This is a genomic window from Thermofilum sp. (assembly GCA_038741495.1).
Classification (GTDB): Archaea; Thermoproteota; Thermoprotei; order Thermofilales; family Thermofilaceae; genus Thermofilum.
Map to the genome: position 1 here is coordinate 80,213 of JAVYKX010000001.1, position 16,161 is coordinate 96,373.

The 16,161-nt window shown below is 56.5% G+C and carries 13 protein-coding genes and 5 tRNA genes; 13 read left to right on the forward strand and 5 right to left on the reverse strand.

Translation table 11 applies throughout. From position 1 onward, the window contains the following. Positions 1-7: 7 nt before the first annotated feature. Entirely contained in the window at positions 8-1,939 is a 1,932-nt protein-coding gene (locus QXU72_00495; protein MEM0493729.1) for an arginine--tRNA ligase, read from the reverse strand. 92 nt (positions 1,940-2,031) lie between these two features. Between QXU72_00495 and QXU72_00500 the strand changes: the two genes are divergently transcribed. After that, positions 2,032-2,128, forward strand: a tRNA-Val gene (locus QXU72_00500). Positions 2,129-2,231: 103 nt separating this feature from the next. Here QXU72_00500 and QXU72_00505 read toward each other — a convergent pair. Together QXU72_00505 and QXU72_00510 are read right to left on the reverse strand one after the other, a co-directional pair. Beyond that, a tRNA-Gly gene (locus tag QXU72_00505) sits at positions 2,232-2,325 on the reverse strand. A 147-nt stretch (positions 2,326-2,472) separates the two neighbouring features. Continuing rightward, positions 2,473-2,566: transfer RNA gene (locus tag QXU72_00510), tRNA-Gln, on the reverse strand. Between the two features lie 140 nt (positions 2,567-2,706). Between QXU72_00510 and QXU72_00515 the strand changes: the two genes are divergently transcribed. The 3 genes from QXU72_00515 (at position 2,707) to QXU72_00525 (ending at position 4,220) form a co-directional block, all read left to right on the forward strand. Next, positions 2,707-3,153, forward strand: a complete 447-nt coding sequence (locus QXU72_00515; protein MEM0493730.1) for a hypothetical protein — start codon at positions 2,707-2,709, stop codon at positions 3,151-3,153. Between the two features lie 54 nt (positions 3,154-3,207). Beyond that, a tRNA-Leu gene (locus QXU72_00520) sits at positions 3,208-3,315 on the forward strand. A 32-nt stretch (positions 3,316-3,347) separates the two neighbouring features. Further along, entirely contained in the window at positions 3,348-4,220 is an 873-nt protein-coding gene (locus QXU72_00525; GenBank protein MEM0493731.1) for a methyltransferase domain-containing protein, read from the forward strand. Positions 4,221-4,365: 145 nt separating this feature from the next. Here QXU72_00525 and QXU72_00530 read toward each other — a convergent pair. Together QXU72_00530 and QXU72_00535 are read right to left on the reverse strand one after the other, a co-directional pair. Beyond that, positions 4,366-4,483 (reverse strand) — tRNA-Lys (locus QXU72_00530). Continuing rightward, positions 4,474-6,042 carry a glycine--tRNA ligase gene (locus tag QXU72_00535; protein MEM0493732.1) on the reverse strand — a complete coding sequence of 523 codons (1,569 nt, stop codon included), beginning with the start codon at positions 6,040-6,042 and terminating at the stop codon, positions 4,474-4,476. Before QXU72_00535 ends, QXU72_00530 begins: the two co-directional genes overlap by 10 nt. A 102-nt stretch (positions 6,043-6,144) precedes the next feature. Between QXU72_00535 and QXU72_00540 the strand changes: the two genes are divergently transcribed. The 9 genes from QXU72_00540 to QXU72_00580 all read left to right on the forward strand — a co-directional run bounded on the left by QXU72_00540 (position 6,145) and on the right by QXU72_00580 (position 16,152). Beyond that, the gene (locus QXU72_00540; GenBank protein ID MEM0493733.1) at positions 6,145-6,387 is read left to right on the forward strand and encodes a DNA-directed RNA polymerase subunit H; all 243 of its coding nucleotides are present in this window, start codon (positions 6,145-6,147) and stop codon (positions 6,385-6,387) included. Between the two features lie 5 nt (positions 6,388-6,392). After that, the gene (locus tag QXU72_00545) at positions 6,393-9,755 is read left to right on the forward strand and encodes a DNA-directed RNA polymerase subunit B (GenBank protein ID MEM0493734.1); all 3,363 of its coding nucleotides are present in this window, start codon (positions 6,393-6,395) and stop codon (positions 9,753-9,755) included. Continuing rightward, positions 9,755-12,412 (forward strand): DNA-directed RNA polymerase subunit A', encoded by a 2,658-nt coding sequence (gene rpoA1, locus QXU72_00550; GenBank protein MEM0493735.1) that lies wholly within the window; start codon positions 9,755-9,757, stop codon positions 12,410-12,412. The genes QXU72_00545 and rpoA1 overlap by 1 nt, the downstream gene beginning before the upstream one ends. Continuing rightward, the gene (gene rpoA2 / locus QXU72_00555; protein ID MEM0493736.1) at positions 12,412-13,626 is read left to right on the forward strand and encodes a DNA-directed RNA polymerase subunit A''; all 1,215 of its coding nucleotides are present in this window, start codon (positions 12,412-12,414) and stop codon (positions 13,624-13,626) included. The genes rpoA1 and rpoA2 overlap by 1 nt, the downstream gene beginning before the upstream one ends. After that, a complete protein-coding gene (locus tag QXU72_00560) occupies positions 13,626-13,934 on the forward strand; it encodes a 50S ribosomal protein L30e (GenBank protein MEM0493737.1) in 309 nt (102 codons plus the stop codon). The genes rpoA2 and QXU72_00560 overlap by 1 nt, the downstream gene beginning before the upstream one ends. A 4-nt stretch (positions 13,935-13,938) precedes the next feature. Further along, complete coding sequence (locus QXU72_00565) at positions 13,939-14,385, forward strand: NusA-like transcription termination signal-binding factor (GenBank protein ID MEM0493738.1); 447 nt, start codon at positions 13,939-13,941, stop codon at positions 14,383-14,385. Positions 14,386-14,451: 66 nt separating this feature from the next. Further along, entirely contained in the window at positions 14,452-14,895 is a 444-nt protein-coding gene (locus QXU72_00570; GenBank protein ID MEM0493739.1) for a 30S ribosomal protein S12, read from the forward strand. A 5-nt stretch (positions 14,896-14,900) separates the two neighbouring features. Continuing rightward, complete coding sequence (locus QXU72_00575; protein ID MEM0493740.1) at positions 14,901-15,746, forward strand: DNA-directed RNA polymerase subunit D; 846 nt, start codon at positions 14,901-14,903, stop codon at positions 15,744-15,746. A gap of 46 nt (positions 15,747-15,792) precedes the next feature. After that, the gene (locus QXU72_00580) at positions 15,793-16,152 is read left to right on the forward strand and encodes a 50S ribosomal protein L18e (protein MEM0493741.1); all 360 of its coding nucleotides are present in this window, start codon (positions 15,793-15,795) and stop codon (positions 16,150-16,152) included. The last annotated feature ends 9 nt before the right edge of the window (positions 16,153-16,161 follow it).

The window sequence follows — 16,161 nt, forward strand, 5'->3', positions numbered from 1 at the left end:
TTGATGTTTACATCCGCTTGGGGGGTTCTATCCCCAGCAGGCGGAGACCGTTGCGGAGAACTATACCCACCATCCTAACTAGTGCCAGCCGGGTGACAACCTTACTCTCGGTTGGAGCCCTGAGTACCGGGCAGGTATCGTAGTACCTGTTGAACTCGACCGCCAACTGGTTGAGGTAAGAGGCGACCATGTCTGGTCTCAGCTGGTCAGCCGACCTGGAGACAACATCCGGGAAGTCTCCCAATAGCAGCAGAACACCGCGCTCTTCCTCCCCTGCATCGATTAGGCTCACCTTCTCGAGGTCATACCCCTGCTCGGCAGCCTTCTGCAGTATGCCTGCAGCTCTAACGTAAGAGTACTGAACGAAAGGCCCGCTGTTTTGTTCGAAGTCGAGAACCCTCTCCCAGGAGAACGTCAGCACTTTAGAGGGGGACGAGCTGAGGAAGTAAAACTTCAGAGCACCGATCCCCACACGCTCAGCATCCTCATGGGTTCCGAGACCCCGTTTCTCGATCTCCGCTTTAGCCCTGCTTACAGCCTCGTCTATGAGGCTATCCGCTGAGATGTAAACCCCTCTCCTGCTCGACATCCTAACGCCCGGCAGGCTCACCATCTCGTGGGAGTAGTGAACCAGTCTGCTACCGATATCCTCGTACCCCAGAGCGAAGAGCGCGAGCCTGAGCTGAGCCTGAGCAAGTGTCTGCTCTGCGGCGATAACGTTCACCACCAGGTCTGCTCTAGCTAGCTTCCACTCGGAGTAGGCGATATCGCGTGTAACGTAGAGAGTGGTACCGTCGGAGCGTGTCAAAGTCATCGGCGTGACAACCAACCCCTCAGCGATGCCCGCTTTCTTGCGGACCTCGGCGTCGGAAGCCAAGAGATCAGCCCTAAACACGAGAGCGCCGTCGCGCGTCTCGACCAGACCGGTCTTCACCAGCTTCTCAATTACTCTCTGAGTAGCCCCGCTCCAGACGGTGATCTCGCTTTCCCAATCCCAGCTGTCGAAGTGTATACTCAGCCGGTCGAGAGTCTGCTTGATCCCGGCCAGGCACCTCTCGACGACACTCCTGATAGCTTTAACCGCATCCTCCTCAAAATTCTCGTACCTCTCGCCGAGGCTTCTGGCTGCACGCTCAATGTCCTGGCCGAGCCGCCCCACCTCGTCCACTAGCTTGTTGAAAGCTTCGGGATGCTTCCTGCTGTACTCGTGAAGCCTGGCAGTATACTCCGATATCTTCGCGTTTATCTCCGCAACGCGGCTCGGGTCTCGTGTTGAGCGCAGCTCGCTCTTCAGTTTCTCCAGCTCGAGGAGGAGGTTAACCATTGTGTACACATCACCGACGAAATGGTCTGGCTTCCCCTTCTCGTAGGAGCCGGCGACCTTGTAGCCGAGCGCCGCGAAAGTCACCTGCAGCCCGACGTCGTCTACGTAAAAGTGGGTGTACACTTCGTGCCCCCTGCTGCGGAGGAGCCTCGCCAGGGCGTCACCGAGAATAGCGTTTCTCAGGTGGCCGATGTGAAGGGGGTGTATGGGGTTCGCGCTAGTGTGCTCGACGATTATCTTCAGCCTCTTCCCGCTGGGCACGCTTCCGTACTCGTCACCGTAGAAGAAGATCGAAGACTCGACAAGCTTTGAGTAATCCTTCAAGTTCACAGTGAAGTTGAGGAACGTGTTCTTAGCAGAATACGCGGCAAGCATGCTCGGCAGCCGCCGAGGGCTGAGAACGCTCACCAGCTCCTCAATACTCTTACCTGCTTGTGCGCAAACTTTGGAAAGCTGCGCGGAAACGTCTCCGAAAGCTCGCCTCTCTCTGCGCACTTCAATCGCAGTTTCCTCTACCGGGATTCCTCCCTCGCGTAGCCCCTCGAGTAAGAAGCCTCTCACCTGGTCTAGCAGAACGCCTAAAGGGTTCCTCGGCGGCAAGCTACCCACAGACATGCTCCCACCCTCGAAGAAGGCAGGCTTTAAATAAGCTACCGCGCCGCGCGAAGAAAGCAATTAAAAAGGGCTTGAAAAAAAGAATCCCCGGCGGGCCCGTCGTCTAGCGGCAGGATGCCGCCCTTACAGGGCGTGGCCAACACCTAGGATCGGCGGTGGTCCCGGGTTCGAACCCCGGCGGGCCCACCATGCTCATTTTTCCCTTAGGCGCACTTCCAGCTCCCTGAATCTAGGAGAAGATGCGGTTTTCCCGAAATCCCAGCAACTTCTCAGGAGTGAGAAAACCACCTAGTGGTGCGGCCGCCGGGATTTGAACCCGGGCTCTCCGCGCCTGAAGGCTCTGCGGCGTGGAAGGCCGCCATCCTACCAGACTAGACCACGGCCGCTGATAATGGAGAGGTCTTGAGGCATTTTAATTTTCCTCCGCTTTCCTCGCGCCGGGACATCGGAGGTAAAGCCTGTTCACCCGGAAGAGCATCGCCTCGGAGTGCTCCTGAGCTATCCTCGGATCCCCGCTAAAGTTGGAAGAGAAATGGTAGCCCGGCGGGGATTCGAACCCCGGATCTCCGCGCCTGAAGGCTCTGCGGGGCCAGAGCCCGCCATGCTTGGCCGCTACACCACCGGGCTTCCAGCCACCATAATTATGGAAGGTTGTTTTAAGGTTTACTTCGCCTTTCTCGAAGCGCTGCGCTTGTTCTCTGAACTCAGAGTGGAAACCGGTTGTTGAAGCTGGCAAAGCGCTTTTAACCCTGTGCTCTTCTGTGCGCGTGGACTGGATGAGGGTCAACAACCTCAAGGGGGTCGCTGTTTACCGTATCGACGAAGACGATGAGATCACTTGGCTCGACTGCCAGATAGCCGGCTTAAAGGTTGTTAGGGCTCGAGGAGACTTCGACAGCTACTTCCGCAAGCTGCGGGAGGTGATTCAAGAGCTTGGCTCGCTGAAAGGTTACGAGTACCTTCGCGAGTACACTCTGAGGTACAGGGCCCGCCGTAGACAGGGCCGCGGCTTCCTAATCTTCGCGGTATTCGCTTTTAGAGGGAGGAGAGTCGTAGGGGCTGTCTTAGGCTCCACGAGACCGGGGCTTTTGAGAACTCTCGATAAGAAACTTGCGAGCTTGGGCTGGCAGCGGTTATTCTTCTTGGAAATGAAGCTGCCGAGCAAGCACGCGCCGAGGCTCGGTAGCACCCGCTCGCGAGGCAGCGGAGTCTAGCCTTAGTTAGGAGAACGCAAAGAATATACCTGGGGAGTCTCACTGTATCCCTCGGCGGGGGTGCCCGAGCTAGGTCAAAGGGGGCGGACTGAGGTCCTTGAAAGGGGGTCAGAGCTCCGCTGGCGCTGGCCTGCCCGGGTTCGAATCCCGGCCCCCGCACCATCCTCCTCTTTTAGCTACCGGTGATCTGAGTAATGTGCACAGCATCAGGGAGGGGTTACCGGTTCACCGAGCGCAGAGGAGTTGTTCTGACGCCGAAATCTGCCGAGCTCCTCCTCTCGAGGGAAGGAGTCTTCAGAGTACCCGTTGACTTCGGCACAAGGTACGTGGAGGCTCTCTCTAGCGGAGAAGAGGCGACGCTGGCTGTGGGGAGCGTAGCTGTGAGCTTGAGAAGAGAGTTGCTCGAGCGCACCCTAAAGGCTGAGAAGCTTCTCTTCGTCAGCCCTCAGGAGGCGTATTTTCTCGAAGTTCGAGCCAACCGGTACTACAAGCTCAAGTACCTTGGGGAAGGCGTAGCCCCTACTGTCGAGATCGATGGTATCCACATGCACAACATTGTCGGCACAGATCCTCTGAGCGATGCGCGGAGAAAAGTAGCGCTAATCGGGGTGAGAGAGGGGCAGAGAGTGCTTGACGTATGCACAGGTCTCGGCTACACGGCGATCGTTTCAGCTTCACGCGGAGCAGAAGTAACGAGCATCGAGCTCGATGTCAACGTCTTGTGGCTTGCGGAGCACAACCCTTTCTCTCGAGGTCTTTCGAGGGTCGAAATATTGCTGGGCAACGCCTACGATGTTCTCGACGGGCTGGAGGATCAAAGCTTCGATGCCGTAGTTCACGATCCTCCTACCTTCGCTTTCGCCGGCGAGCTGTACGGCCTAGACTTTTACGGGAAGCTCTACAGAGTCATGAAGCCTGGTGCTCGACTGTTCCATTACACCGGTGCTCCGGGGAAGCACCGCGGGGTGGATGTTCAGAAAGGCGTGGCGGCAAGGCTCCGCGCCGCCGGCTTTAGGGTAGAGAGAGTTATCAAAGAGTATGGTATAGTTGCAGCGAAACCACCTTGAGAGGGGTCAGACAAACGCCTTCTCGTCACAGCTCAGCATAACTCTGATTCTTCATCCCAAAACTTGTACAGACCAGCGGCGTATTTAGCTTTCCCAGCCAGGCGAGAAGGATCCTATGCGGTTCTACCGCTCACCTTCTCGTGGATGGCGGGCCGGCCGGGATTTGAACCCGGGTCCTACGGGTCTCCTCCACGCTTCTGGATAAAAGCTTCGACAGGGCTAGAGGAGCCCACCGTCGCTCTTCCGTGCTGAGCTACCGGCCCTGCACTTCTGCCTTCTCTAAGAGAGGTATTTGTGCTTTCCGGTCAAGAGCTACCACGTCGTTTCTGATGAGTGACTGGAGAACCTCAACGAGCTTCTCCACAGGAACTCGCACCTGCTCGCGAGTGTCCCGAAATCTGACAGTGACGGTGTTCTCAGCGAGCGTTTGCCCGTCCACGGTTACGCAGTAAGGCACTCCGATCTCGTCTGCTTTCGCGTAGCGCCGCCCTATGCTGCCGTCTTCATCGTAGTAGGTTCGGAGGTGCTCGCGGAGTACACGGTATATCTCCCTAGCCTTGACGTCGAGCCCATCTCTCTTTACGAGCGGGAAAACCGCCACCTTGAATGGGGCAATGCTCGGCTTCAACCTGAGGTAAATCCTGCCTTTCTCCCTGGTGTAGGACTCGGTCAGCAGCGCGAGGATTATGCGCTCAAGCCCGAACGAAGGCTCTATCACGTAAGGGATTACTTTCTCACCATCGTCTACTATGTGGAGGCTCTCGCCGCTGTACTCCTGGTGCCTCCTTAGGTCGTAGTCTGACCTGTTCGAGATGCCAACTATCTCCTTCCAGCCCATGTACGGGAAGTAGTACTCGATATCGAAAGTCTGGACGGCGTAGTGCGCGAGCTCGCTTTTCACGTGTTCGCGAACCCGAAGCTTCTTCGGGTCTAGACCGATGCTGTGGAGCCAGCGCAGGCTTTCACCCACCCAGTATGCGTGCCAGACGGTGCTAATGTACCCGCTCTCCACAGCCTCGCCGAGCTTGATTACCTTAACGCCGCTCTCACCCTTCTCCTGGACCTCAGCCGGGAGAAGCTGAATCTCTAAGCTCCTGACCTCGTCGAAGTAAGGGCAGGAGTTCAGCTTCTTCGGGTTAACGAAGTACTCTATCTCTAGCTGGTTGAACTCGCGCAGCCTGAAAAGGAAGTTCCTGGGGGAGATCTCGTTCCTAAAAGCTCTCCCGTACTGGGCGATCCCGAAGGGGAGCGTAGCCCCCATCGCGAAAACGATGTTCTTGAAGTTGATGAAAATCAGCTGAGCGGTTTCAGGCCTGAGGTAAGCTACGAGGGGCTGCTCGCGGCGCGGCCCTACAGTTGTCGTAAACATCAAGTTGAAGGGCTTAGGGTCTGATAGCTCGCCGCCACAAGCTGGGCACTTCACACCGTGATCCTTTATCGCCCGGGCGAGACCTGCTGCAGATAGATCACTTACCTTGATTCCTAGCTCCTCCAGCAACGCGTCAGCCCTGTACTCGCTGCCGCATCGCGTGCAGGTTACTAGGATATCGAGAAAGCTCTCAACGTGCCCACTAGCCTCCCAAGTTCGAGGGTGCGTGATTATGCTACCATCAAGCCCGTAAACATCGTCTCTAAGCTCGACGAACCACCGCCACCAGCTGTTCAGAACGTTCCGCTTCAGCTCGATGCCCAGGGGGCCGTAGTCGTAGAAGCCGCTTAGCCCCCCGTAAATCCTGCCTGACTGGAAGAAGAAGCCCCTGCGGGCGCACAGGTCTACGATCTCGTCTAGCGTGATCTGCTTCTCGAGCTCTGGCGATGCCATCCACTTACCACCGGCCAGCTATAGACACCCTGTCTTACACAAGGTTTAAAAAGTATGCTGATGCTCGCAGATTTTAGACGTGCACCTGACGGGTTTCCTCCTATGCCGCGTAAGGTTGATATTTTAAGGCACAAGCTGGTACCCCAGCATATTCTTCTCAGTCAAGAGGAAGCCAAGAGAATTCTCCGGAAACTCGGCCTCAAGAAAAGCGAGCTACCGTGGATATACTCCACAGATCCTGTCGCGAGGGCTCTCAAGGCAAAGCCGGGTGACGTGATCATGATCATCAGAAAAAGTCCTACAGCCGGCGAGGCTGTAGCTTTCAGAGTAGTTGTGAAAGGGTGAGGGATATGCCGGCGGAGGCGGTGGCTGGGCTAACAAGAGAAGAACTATGGGAGCTGGTTAAAGCATACGTTAGAGAAGCGGGTGTCGTGAGGCAGCATATTGACTCGTACAACGCTTTCCTGGAGCGGGGGCTCCAGCAGATCGTAGACGAAGTAGGTGGGATAAAGGTTGAGGCTCACGGAGTCGAGGTTAGGTTTGGAAGGATCGAAGTAGGTAACCCGGTTTTCAAGGAAGCTGATGGATCTGAACTGAACCTTACTCCGATGATCGCGAGGCTTAGGAACATAACTTATGCTGCGCCCCTCTACCTCTACGTATCGTTCTACGTAGACGGTGAGGAGCGGCGAAGGGAAAGGGTATTCATCGGCATGCTTCCTATAATGGTTAAGAGCAGCAAATGCGTGCTATCTAAGGCGACCCCCGAGGAGCAGGTGAAGCTCGGCGAGGATCCCTACGACCCGGGAGGCTACTTCATCATTAACGGATCCGAAAGAGTCGTAGTAATGCAGGAGGATCTGGCGGTTAATAGAGTTCTCGTTGATTACGGGGGCGAGAGCAGCTCCGTGACTCACACCGCGAAAGTTTTCTCTGTAGCGGCAGGCTACAGAGTCCCCGTAAGGTTGGAGAGAACTAAAGACGGGCTACTTTACGTATCCTTCCCGGCGTGCCCCACTCGAATCCCTGTTGTCGTGATTATGCGCGCACTAGGCCTGAGAAGCGACAGGGATATAGTCTCTGCGATCAGCTCGCACCCGAGAGTCCAGCAGGAGTTCCTCCCGGTGCTCATCGAGCAATCGAAGATCGCTCAAACTGAGGAGGACGCACTAGACTATATAGGTTCCCGTGTCTCGCCCGGACAACCCAGAGACGTGAGGCTGCAGAGGGCTCAGCAGGTTCTCGACGAGAACTTCCTGCCGCACATAGGGAGGAGTCCCGCGGCCCGCGTCGCCAAAGCTTTCTTCGTGGGTCAAATGGTGGCCCGTCTCCTCGAGCTTAAGCTGGGCTTAAGAGGCCCAGACGACAAGGACCACCTAGCCAATAAGAGGATACGGCACGTTGGCGAGCTTCTCGCGATCGTTTTCCGCCAAGCTTTCCGGCAGCTAGTGAAGGAGATGCAGTACTCGCTCGAGAGACACATGACGAAGGAGAGGGACATCAGCATAGTCAGCATAGTTAGGCCCGACATCATAACGGACCGGCTAAGGCACGCTTTAGCGACTGGAAACTGGCCTGGCGGCCGATCTGGTGTAAGCCAGATACTTGACCGCACGAACTACTTGGCTACATTGTCGCACTTGAGGCGAGTCGTCTCGCCTCTCTCGAGAACCCAGCCTCACTTCGAGGCTAGGGAGCTTCACGGGACACAGTGGGGCAGGTTATGCCCGGTTGAATCTCCTGAAGGACAGAACTGCGGTCTAGTCAAGAATCTAGCGCTAATGGCCACCCTCTCGAACGGCTACAGCGAGGAGGAAGTCTACACTCTGCTCGTCACTAGGCTGGGTGTCGTTCCCCTAGAGAAAGCATCGGGGGCTCTACTGAGGGGCGCGCGAGTATTTCTGAACGGCCGCCTCATAGGGTACGCGGAGAATGGAGCTAAACTGGCCGCAACAATTCGTGAGCTGAGGAGGCAGGGGAGAATAAGTCACGAGATTAACGTAGCTTACTACGATCTCGGTGAGCTCAAAGAGGTTTACGTTAACTGCGACGCTGGGCGTCTCCGCCGCCCTCTGATCATTGTGGAGAATGGCGAACCAAAGCTGAAGCGCGCTCACATCGAGCTCCTCAGGAGGGGGGAGTGGGGCTGGCAAGACCTCATCGATAACGGTATAATTGAGTACCTGGATGCAGAGGAGGAGGAGAACGCCTACATCGCCGAAGACGTATCCAAGGTGACCCCGGAGCACACCCACGCCGAGATAGTGCCCGCCGCGATTCTCGGGATAATCGCCATGACTATACCTTTCATAGAGTACAACCAGTCGCCGAGAAACTCGTACCAGGCGGCGATGGCTAAGCAGTCCCTCGGCATTCCGACCTTGAATTACCGTCTGCGCATGGATCCGAGAATGCACGTAATGTACTACCCGCAGAAGCCGCTCGTAAAGACGCGGATTTTCGACCTTTTACCGCTGGATGACCTGCCCTACGGCACGAACATGGTCGTCGCTGTTCTCACGGGCTCCGGCTACAATATCCAGGACGCGGTGGTGATAAACAAAGCTTCAGTCGAGCGCGGCATGACGCGCTCAGTCTTCATGAGAACCTACGAAGCTGAGGAGAGGAAGTACCCCGGAGGTATAGAGGATCGCTTCGAGAAACCTTCGCCCGAGCAGGAGCCTTTAGATATGAAGCCTCTAGAGGCTTACTCAGCGCTTGACCCGCTCGACGGTATCGCTTATGTAGAGTCAGACCTCAAAGGAGGGCAGGTGGTCATCGGGAGGACCAGCCCGCCCAGATTCTACACGAGCAGCTTTGAGCCGAGAGTTGGGACCAGGAGAAAGGATACGTCGATAGTGCTTCGCCACGGAGAGAAGGGCACCGTAGATAGGGTACTCATAATGGAGAGCCCTGAAGGCATCAAGCTAGTTAAGGTTCGTGTACGCGACCTGAGACCGACGGAAGTTGGAGACAAGTTCGCGTCGAGACACGGGCAGAAGGGGGTCGTCGGGCTGCTAGTCCCGCAGGAAGACATGCCGTTCACTGAGGATGGCATCGTCCCCGATCTCATAATCAACCCGCACGCCATACCCTCGAGGATGACTGTGGGGCAGCTTCTCGAAGCTTTGGCGGGCAAAGCGGCCGCTCTCTCGGGAAGGAGGATCGATGCCACGGCATTCGAGCCGACCTCTCTCGACGATATCAGAGAGATCCTCAAGGCTTATGGTTTCCGCAGCGACGGCAAAGAGGTCCTCTACAACGGCATCACGGGCGAGAGGTTGGAGGCAGAGATATTCATCGGCGTCGTGTTCTACGAGAAGCTTCACCACTTAGTGGCTGATAAAATGCACGCAAGGGCCAGAGGCAGGGTTCAGATACTCACAAGGCAACCTACCGAGGGTAGAGCCAGAGAGGGTGGGCTCAGGTTCGGAGAGATGGAGAAAGACTGCCTCATCGGCCACGGGTCAGCCATGCTGCTTAGAGAGCGCCTGGTGACGAGCTCCGACCGCACGACTATATGGGTCTGCGAGAACTGCGGGTACATGGGTTGGCTTGACGCGAGGAAGAATGCGCCGTTCTGCCCGCTCTGCGGCGATAAGGGCAGGTTAAGCCCGGTAGAAGTTTCGTATGCTTTCAAGCTACTCATTCAGGAGCTCATGGGTCTCGGGATCTCGGTAAAACTAAGGCTTAAAGATAAGACCTCGAGGTGATGCTGTTGAAGCAGACAAAGGTAGTTGCCGGAATAAAGATCGGGATTCTATCCCCCGAGGTTATACGCAAGATAGCAGTAATGCGCATCGAGACGTCAGAGCTCTACGACGAGGAAGGATTCCCGGTGCCCGGAGGGCCCATGGATAGAAGGCTGGGCCCCATCGAGCCCGGGGCTGTGTGCCAAACGTGCGGTAACAGGTCGGTGAACTGTCCCGGACACTTCGGCTACATCGACCTCGTGAGACCGGTAATCCACCCCGAGTTCTCAGCACATATAGCTAACCTCCTGAAGGCAACCTGCCGAAGCTGCGGGCGGGTGAAGCTTCCAGCCGAAAAGCTCGAAGCTGTAGGAAGAATAATGGAGAAGCTGGGCGAAAAGTGGCCTTCGCTCAAGCGCAAGTACGCTCAGAGAGTTATCAAGGAAGCTTCGAAGCAGACGGTCTGCCCTCACTGCGGCGCCCAGCAGTACAAGATAAAGCTGGAGAAGCCCTACACGTTCTACGAGCAGAGGGAGGTCGGCGTCGTCAAGCTCACACCGCTGGAAGTCAGGGAGAGGCTGGAGCGGATACCCGACTCAGACCTTCGGGTTCTAGGGCTAGACCCTAAGGAGAGTAGACCCGAGTGGATGGTGCTCACAGTCCTGCCTGTAGTCCCGCCATCCGTAAGGCCGTCCATCACCTTGGAGTCGGGCGAGAGGTCCGAAGACGATTTGACCCACAAGCTCGTGGACATAATCAGAGCTAACCAGAGGCTTAAGGAAAATATAGAGGCGGGTTCTCCCTCTCTCGTCATCGAAGACCTCTGGAACCTCCTGCAGTATCACGTGGCTACCTACTTCGATAACGAGCTGCCCGGCATTTCCGCTGCCCGGCACAGGTCGGGTAGACCTCTGAGAACCCTTGCGCAGAGGCTGAAGGGCAAGGAGGGGAGGTTCAGGGGCAGCTTGGCCGGCAAGCGCGTTGACTTCTCCGCGCGCACGGTAATCTCCCCCGACCCCAACCTAGGGATCAATGAGGTGGGCGTTCCCATAGAGGTGGCTAAGGTCTTGACCGTCCCCGAGAGAGTGACACCGTGGAACCTGGAGAAGCTAAGGCAGCTGGTTAGGAACGGCCCCGACAAGTGGCCAGGCGCCAACTACATAATCAAGCCGGACGGCTCCCGCGTCGACCTACGCTACGCGAAGCACCTGGATGAAATCGCTGATACGTTGAAGCCCGGCTACATTGTTGAGAGGCACCTCATGGACGGCGATGTAGTGCTCTTCAACAGGCAGCCCTCCCTCCACAGAATGTCCATTATGGCTCACATAGTCAGAGTGCTGCCCTACAAGACCTTCCGCCTCAACTTGCTCGTCACGATACCCTATAACGCCGACTTCGATGGCGACGAGATGAACCTCCACGTTCCTCAGACCGAGGAGTCTCAAGCCGAGGCCAAAACCCTCATGCTCGTGCAGGAGCACATAATGACTCCAAGGTACGGTGCGCCGATAGTCGGAGGCCTGCACGACTACATAACGGGAGCTTACCTGCTCACCAGAAAGGATACTGTGCTCGACAGGAGAGCCGCGTCCAACCTCATTTACTTCGGTGGACGCCCCCCAACTCTACCGGAGCCTGCGATCCTGAAGCCGGGTCCCTACTGGACCGGTAAGCAGATTGTCAGCGTATTCCTCCCCGAGGATATGAACTACGTGGGTAGGGCGGCTGTGGCCCCGGCGAGCGGCGCATGCAACGAAGAGCACTGCGACAACGATGGTTATATCCTAGTCAAGAGGGGGAAGCTTCTCTTGGGAGTGTTCGATAAGCAAGCCATAGGGGCCGAGAAGCATGGCACTCTGCTGCACGAGATAGTAGTCGCTTACGGTAACGAGAAGGGTCGCGAGATGATGGACTCCCTTTTCAAAGTCTTCCTAGCGTACTTGGACATGTATGGCTTCACGATGGGTCTAGACAGCGTGATAATACCCGAGGAGGCTACGCGCGAAATAGAGGAGGCTATCAAGGAATCTGAGAAGCGCGTTGAGGAGCTTATCGACGCGTACAGGCGGGGCGAACTGGTGCCCATGCCCGGCAAGACACGCCGGGAGACCCTCGAAGAAATGATAATGAGCGTGCTGGCTGAAGCGCGCACGAAGGCGGGCGAGATCGCTAGCAGGTACCTGGGCATGACCAACCACGCTGTAATCATGGCTAAGACGGGCGCTAGAGGAAGCATGCTCAACTTGACGCAAATGGCAGCAATCGTGGGGCAGCAGTCGGTGAGAGGTAAGCGTATCGAGCGCGGTTTCACTGGTAGGCCTATAGCACACTTCCGTGCCGGAACCCTGGCTCCCGAGGCTAAGGGCTTCGTGAAAAGCGGCTTCGCCGACGGCCTCAGCCCCGTAGAGTTCTTCTTCCACGCCGTCTCGGGCAGAGAGGGGCTCGTTGACACCGCCGTGAGAACGGCGCAGAGCGGCTACATGTACCGGCGCCTGCAGAACGCTATGCAGGACTTCTACGTAGCTTACGACGGTACTGTAAGGAATAGTGAGGGCGTGGTCATACAGTTCCGCTACGGGGAAGACGGCGTCGATCCGTCCCGAAGCGATCACGGGAAACCGGTCAACGTCGCTAAGCTAGTTAAGAGGGTGATAGCTCTAAGAGGTGAGGGTTGATGCCGGAGCCCATAACCCAGGAGGAGCTCAGATGCGAGGTCGAGAAGTACCACGATGTGCTCCCTGAGTCGCTGAGGCAGGAGCTCTACACCGCAATACTCGAGCATAAGCTGTCCCGAGAAGAAGCCCTATCCGTGATCAATGAGACTGTGAAGCGGTACTTCTCCAGCCTAGTTCACCCCGGCGAGGCTGTTGGCACGGTTGCGGCGCAGTCGATCGGCGAGCCTGCCACTCAGATGACGCTTAGAACCTTCCACTTCGCCGGGGTTAGAGAGCTCAACGTGACCCTGGGTCTCCCCAGGCTCATCGAGATCGTCGACCTCAGAAGAGAGCCTTCTACCCCGATGATGGAGATCTACCTCGAGCCCGAGGTCGCGAAGGACGAGCAAGCCGCGCTTAGAATCGCTAAGCAGATCGAGCTCACTACGGTTGAGAACCTGTGCAAGTCCGCGACCATCGACTACTACGAATCTGCTATCATACTGGAGCTCGACCCGGAGATGATGGAGAACAGGGAAGTTACCCTGGACGAGCTGCTCAAAGTGCTCGAGAAGGTGAAGGGCAAGAAGGGGTCTATCGAGGTTTCAGAGGACGGGAGTGTTGTGACAATTCGGCTCAATATCGACGACGTGGTGAGGCTGAGGCGCGCCTACGAGAGAGTTCTCAGCCAGAGAGTGAAAGGCCTAAAAGGCATCCGCCACGCGATCGTCAAGCCGATCCGAAACGAGAGAGGAGAGCTCGTGGAGTACGTAATACTTACTGAGGGCAGTAACCTGCAGGGCGTTCTTTCCGTTCCTGGCGTCGACGCTACACGTACAACAACCAACAACATCCAGGAGATATACGAGGTGTTGGGCATCGAGGCCGCTAGGGCCGCGATAATAGAGGAGATCAAGAAGGTGCTCGACGAGCACGGCCTCGACGTAGACTACAGGCACATAATGCTCGTGGCCGACGCGATGACGTACACAGGCGTTGTGCGGCAGGTGGGAAGGCACGGCGTGGCGGGTGAGAAGGGCAGCGTTCTCGCGCGGGCCAGCTTCGAGGTTACCGTTAAAAACCTCGTAGAGGCAGCCCTGCTGGGAGAGGAGGATACGCTGCGCGGAGTCATAGAAAATGTTATTACGGGCAGCAAGCCAATTCCTATCGGCACCGGCTCCGTCAGGTTGAAAATTAAGCCCGCGGAGATCGCCGGCACTGGAGGTGGTGCTTAATGTCGGCAGAATTAGCGAGAGAGCTGCAGACTGCTCTGAGAACCGGGAAAGTCGTCTTGGGCTACCGGAGGACTCTTAAAGAGCTGGTAAACGATAGGGCTAAACTAGTCGTCATTGCGAAGAATGCTCCAAGCCACATCTCAGAGGAGCTGAAGCGCTACGCCTCGATCGCCAAGATCCCTGTCCTGGTATTCGAGGGGTCCAGCCGCGAGCTCGGGTCAGTGTGCCGCAAGCCGTTCATGGTTTCTGCACTGGCCGTACTGGACCCTGGGGAAAGCACTATCCTCCAAATGGCTAAGGGAGAGTAGGTTCATGAGGGAAGGGACCTTCAAGCTAACGAACGAGGAGCTGCAGCTAATGAGAGTGTTCGAAGAGATAACGAGTGTTGTGCCTCTTGACTGCGTGTACGATCCACAGTTCGACCGTTACATATTTATTGTCGGTAGAGGGCAGGCCGCGGTAGCTGTCGGCAAGAACGGGTCTAAAGTGCGTCTTCTCAAAGGCGTTCTCAAAAAAGAAGTGGAGATCGTTGAAGGAGGCGAGAACATTGAAGAGCTCGTAAAGTCCGCACTCTTCCCGGCGAAGATCGCGGGGGTAGTGGTCCATGAGAACGGAGCTCAGAGAGTAGTTATAGCTAAGGTGACTCGGGATTCTTTGGGCTTCGCTATAGGCAGGAACGGCAGGAACGTGCACAGGGCTCGGATTCTCCTGCGCAGGTACTTCGGGGTCAGCGACATAAGAGTGATGCAGCATCCCTAGTCGAGTTACGCGTACAGCATAATGTATTTAATGCACGGAGCCTGCACGAGGCTTGCGGTGTATTAGATGCCGGGCAAGAAGTCCCCTCTAGGGCTGTATGCGGCGCGCAAGTTAGTCAACAAGAGGAAGAAGTTTAGGTGGAGCGACTTAGAGTACAAGAGGAGAGTCCTCCAGCTGAAAAAGAAGGTTGACCCTCTTGAAGGCGCTCCCATGGCGCGTGGAATAGTTATAGAGAAAGTGGGGATCGAGAGCAGGCAGCCTAACAGCGCTGTGAGAAAGTGTGTGCGTGTTCAGCTCATAAAGAACGGGAAGGTTGTCACCGCCTTCCTGCCAGGAGACGGCGCTCTTCTCTTCGTCAATGAGCACGACGAGGTAGTTATCGAGGGGATCGGTGGGCCAGAGGGGAGAGCCTACGGCGACCTGCCAGGTGTCAGGTGGAAGGTTATTAAGGTCAATGGAGTTTCGCTCAAAGAGATTCTGCGCGGTAGGAAGCAGAAGCCCATGAGGTAGCTGCAATGCCCCCCAAGCTCACTATCGTCTCCAAGAAGGATGAGAAACTCGTAGTAGAGCTTGAAGGCGTAACCCCTGCCCTCGCGAACTCGATTAGGAGAGCGCTCATCGCCGAGGTACCTGTTCTGGCGATCGACGAAGTCATCGTGGCGGAGAATTCCTCGGTTCTCTGGGACGAGATGATAGCCCACAGGCTCTCTCTCATCCCGCTGAAGATGAGCGAGGAGACTTATGATGCTCTGCTGGACTGCTACCTCAGAGGGGAGGATTGCAGCGTTATCTTCACTCTAGAAGAGAAAGCTTCAGAGAGAGCGAGGACCGTGCTCAGCGGGCACTTGAGATTCGAGGGTGTTGAGGGTGTCGCTGCGCCCCCGGAGGCTTTCCAGGTAGAGCCTGTCTCGAAGAACATACCCGTGGTGAAGCTGGCAAAGGGTCAAGGTATCTCTCTGACCGCTATAGCCAGGATGGGTGTCGGGCGGGAGCACGCGAAGTGGCAGCCGGTAGCGGCTGTCGGCTACAAGCACAAGCCTGTGATCAGGGTTCTCCGCAACCCCGACGAGGCCACTGCTACTAAGATTCTCGAGGTATGCCCCAGAAAGGTCTTCGGCTACCTGGATGGCAATCTGGTTGTTGCTCAGCCCACATCCTGCAACTTGTGCGGTGAGTGCGCTGAGAAGTTCCCGGAGTACGTGGAGGTTAGCGGTGACCCGACATCTATCAGGCTGAGCATCGAAGGGCTGGGCACTATACCTGTGGAGAAGATCCTCCACGTTGCCTTAGAAATGCTGGACAGGAAGTTGGCGCGGCTGGTCGACAGCATAAGGGAGGCTGCTCAGCAGAGCTCCGGTTAGCCGGGGAAACTTTTTAAGCTCTTTGAACTTGGGAGGTAGGTCGCTCATGAAGAGGACGGGTCCCACAAACATACACTTGCGCCTGCTAATTAAAAAGCTGAAGCAAGCCAGTCGCGCGCATAAAGCTCCCGTTTGGCGTGCAGTGGCTTACCACCTCAGCAAGCCGAGACGCGAGAGGGTTGAAGTCAACCTTAGCCGGATAAACAGGTACGCTGAGGACGGCGACATGGTAGTAGTCCCGGGTAAGGTTCTCGGCAGTGGGGAGCTGACTAAGAAGGTTACGGTTGCCGCGTGGAAGTTCAGCAGAACCGCTATGGTTAAATTGAGGAGCACCGGGGAGGCAATCACTATAGAAGAGTTGCTGCAGCGCAACCCTGAGGGGAAGGGGGTGAAGATAATCACCTAGGTGGCGCGT

Bases quoted from the DNA above. Each gene is read 5' to 3' on its own strand.
- rpoA2 (MEM0493736.1), top strand. From the start codon at position 12,412: ATGCCGGAGCCCATAACCCAGGAGGAGCTCAGATGCGAGGTCGAGAAG.
- QXU72_00525 (MEM0493731.1), top strand. From the start codon at position 3,348: ATGTGCACAGCATCAGGGAGGGGTTACCGGTTCACCGAGCGCAGAGGA.
- QXU72_00560 (MEM0493737.1), top strand. From the start codon at position 13,626: ATGTCGGCAGAATTAGCGAGAGAGCTGCAGACTGCTCTGAGAACCGGG.
- QXU72_00575 (MEM0493740.1), top strand. From the start codon at position 14,901: ATGCCCCCCAAGCTCACTATCGTCTCCAAGAAGGATGAGAAACTCGTA.
- QXU72_00580 (MEM0493741.1), top strand. From the start codon at position 15,793: ATGAAGAGGACGGGTCCCACAAACATACACTTGCGCCTGCTAATTAAA.
- QXU72_00535 (MEM0493732.1), bottom strand. From the start codon at position 6,042: ATGGCATCGCCAGAGCTCGAGAAGCAGATCACGCTAGACGAGATCGTA.
- QXU72_00495 (MEM0493729.1), bottom strand. From the start codon at position 1,939: ATGTCTGTGGGTAGCTTGCCGCCGAGGAACCCTTTAGGCGTTCTGCTA.
- QXU72_00565 (MEM0493738.1), top strand. From the start codon at position 13,939: ATGAGGGAAGGGACCTTCAAGCTAACGAACGAGGAGCTGCAGCTAATG.
- QXU72_00545 (MEM0493734.1), top strand. From the start codon at position 6,393: ATGCCGGCGGAGGCGGTGGCTGGGCTAACAAGAGAAGAACTATGGGAG.
- QXU72_00540 (MEM0493733.1), top strand. From the start codon at position 6,145: ATGCCGCGTAAGGTTGATATTTTAAGGCACAAGCTGGTACCCCAGCAT.
- QXU72_00570 (MEM0493739.1), top strand. From the start codon at position 14,452: ATGCCGGGCAAGAAGTCCCCTCTAGGGCTGTATGCGGCGCGCAAGTTA.
- rpoA1 (MEM0493735.1), top strand. From the start codon at position 9,755: ATGCTGTTGAAGCAGACAAAGGTAGTTGCCGGAATAAAGATCGGGATT.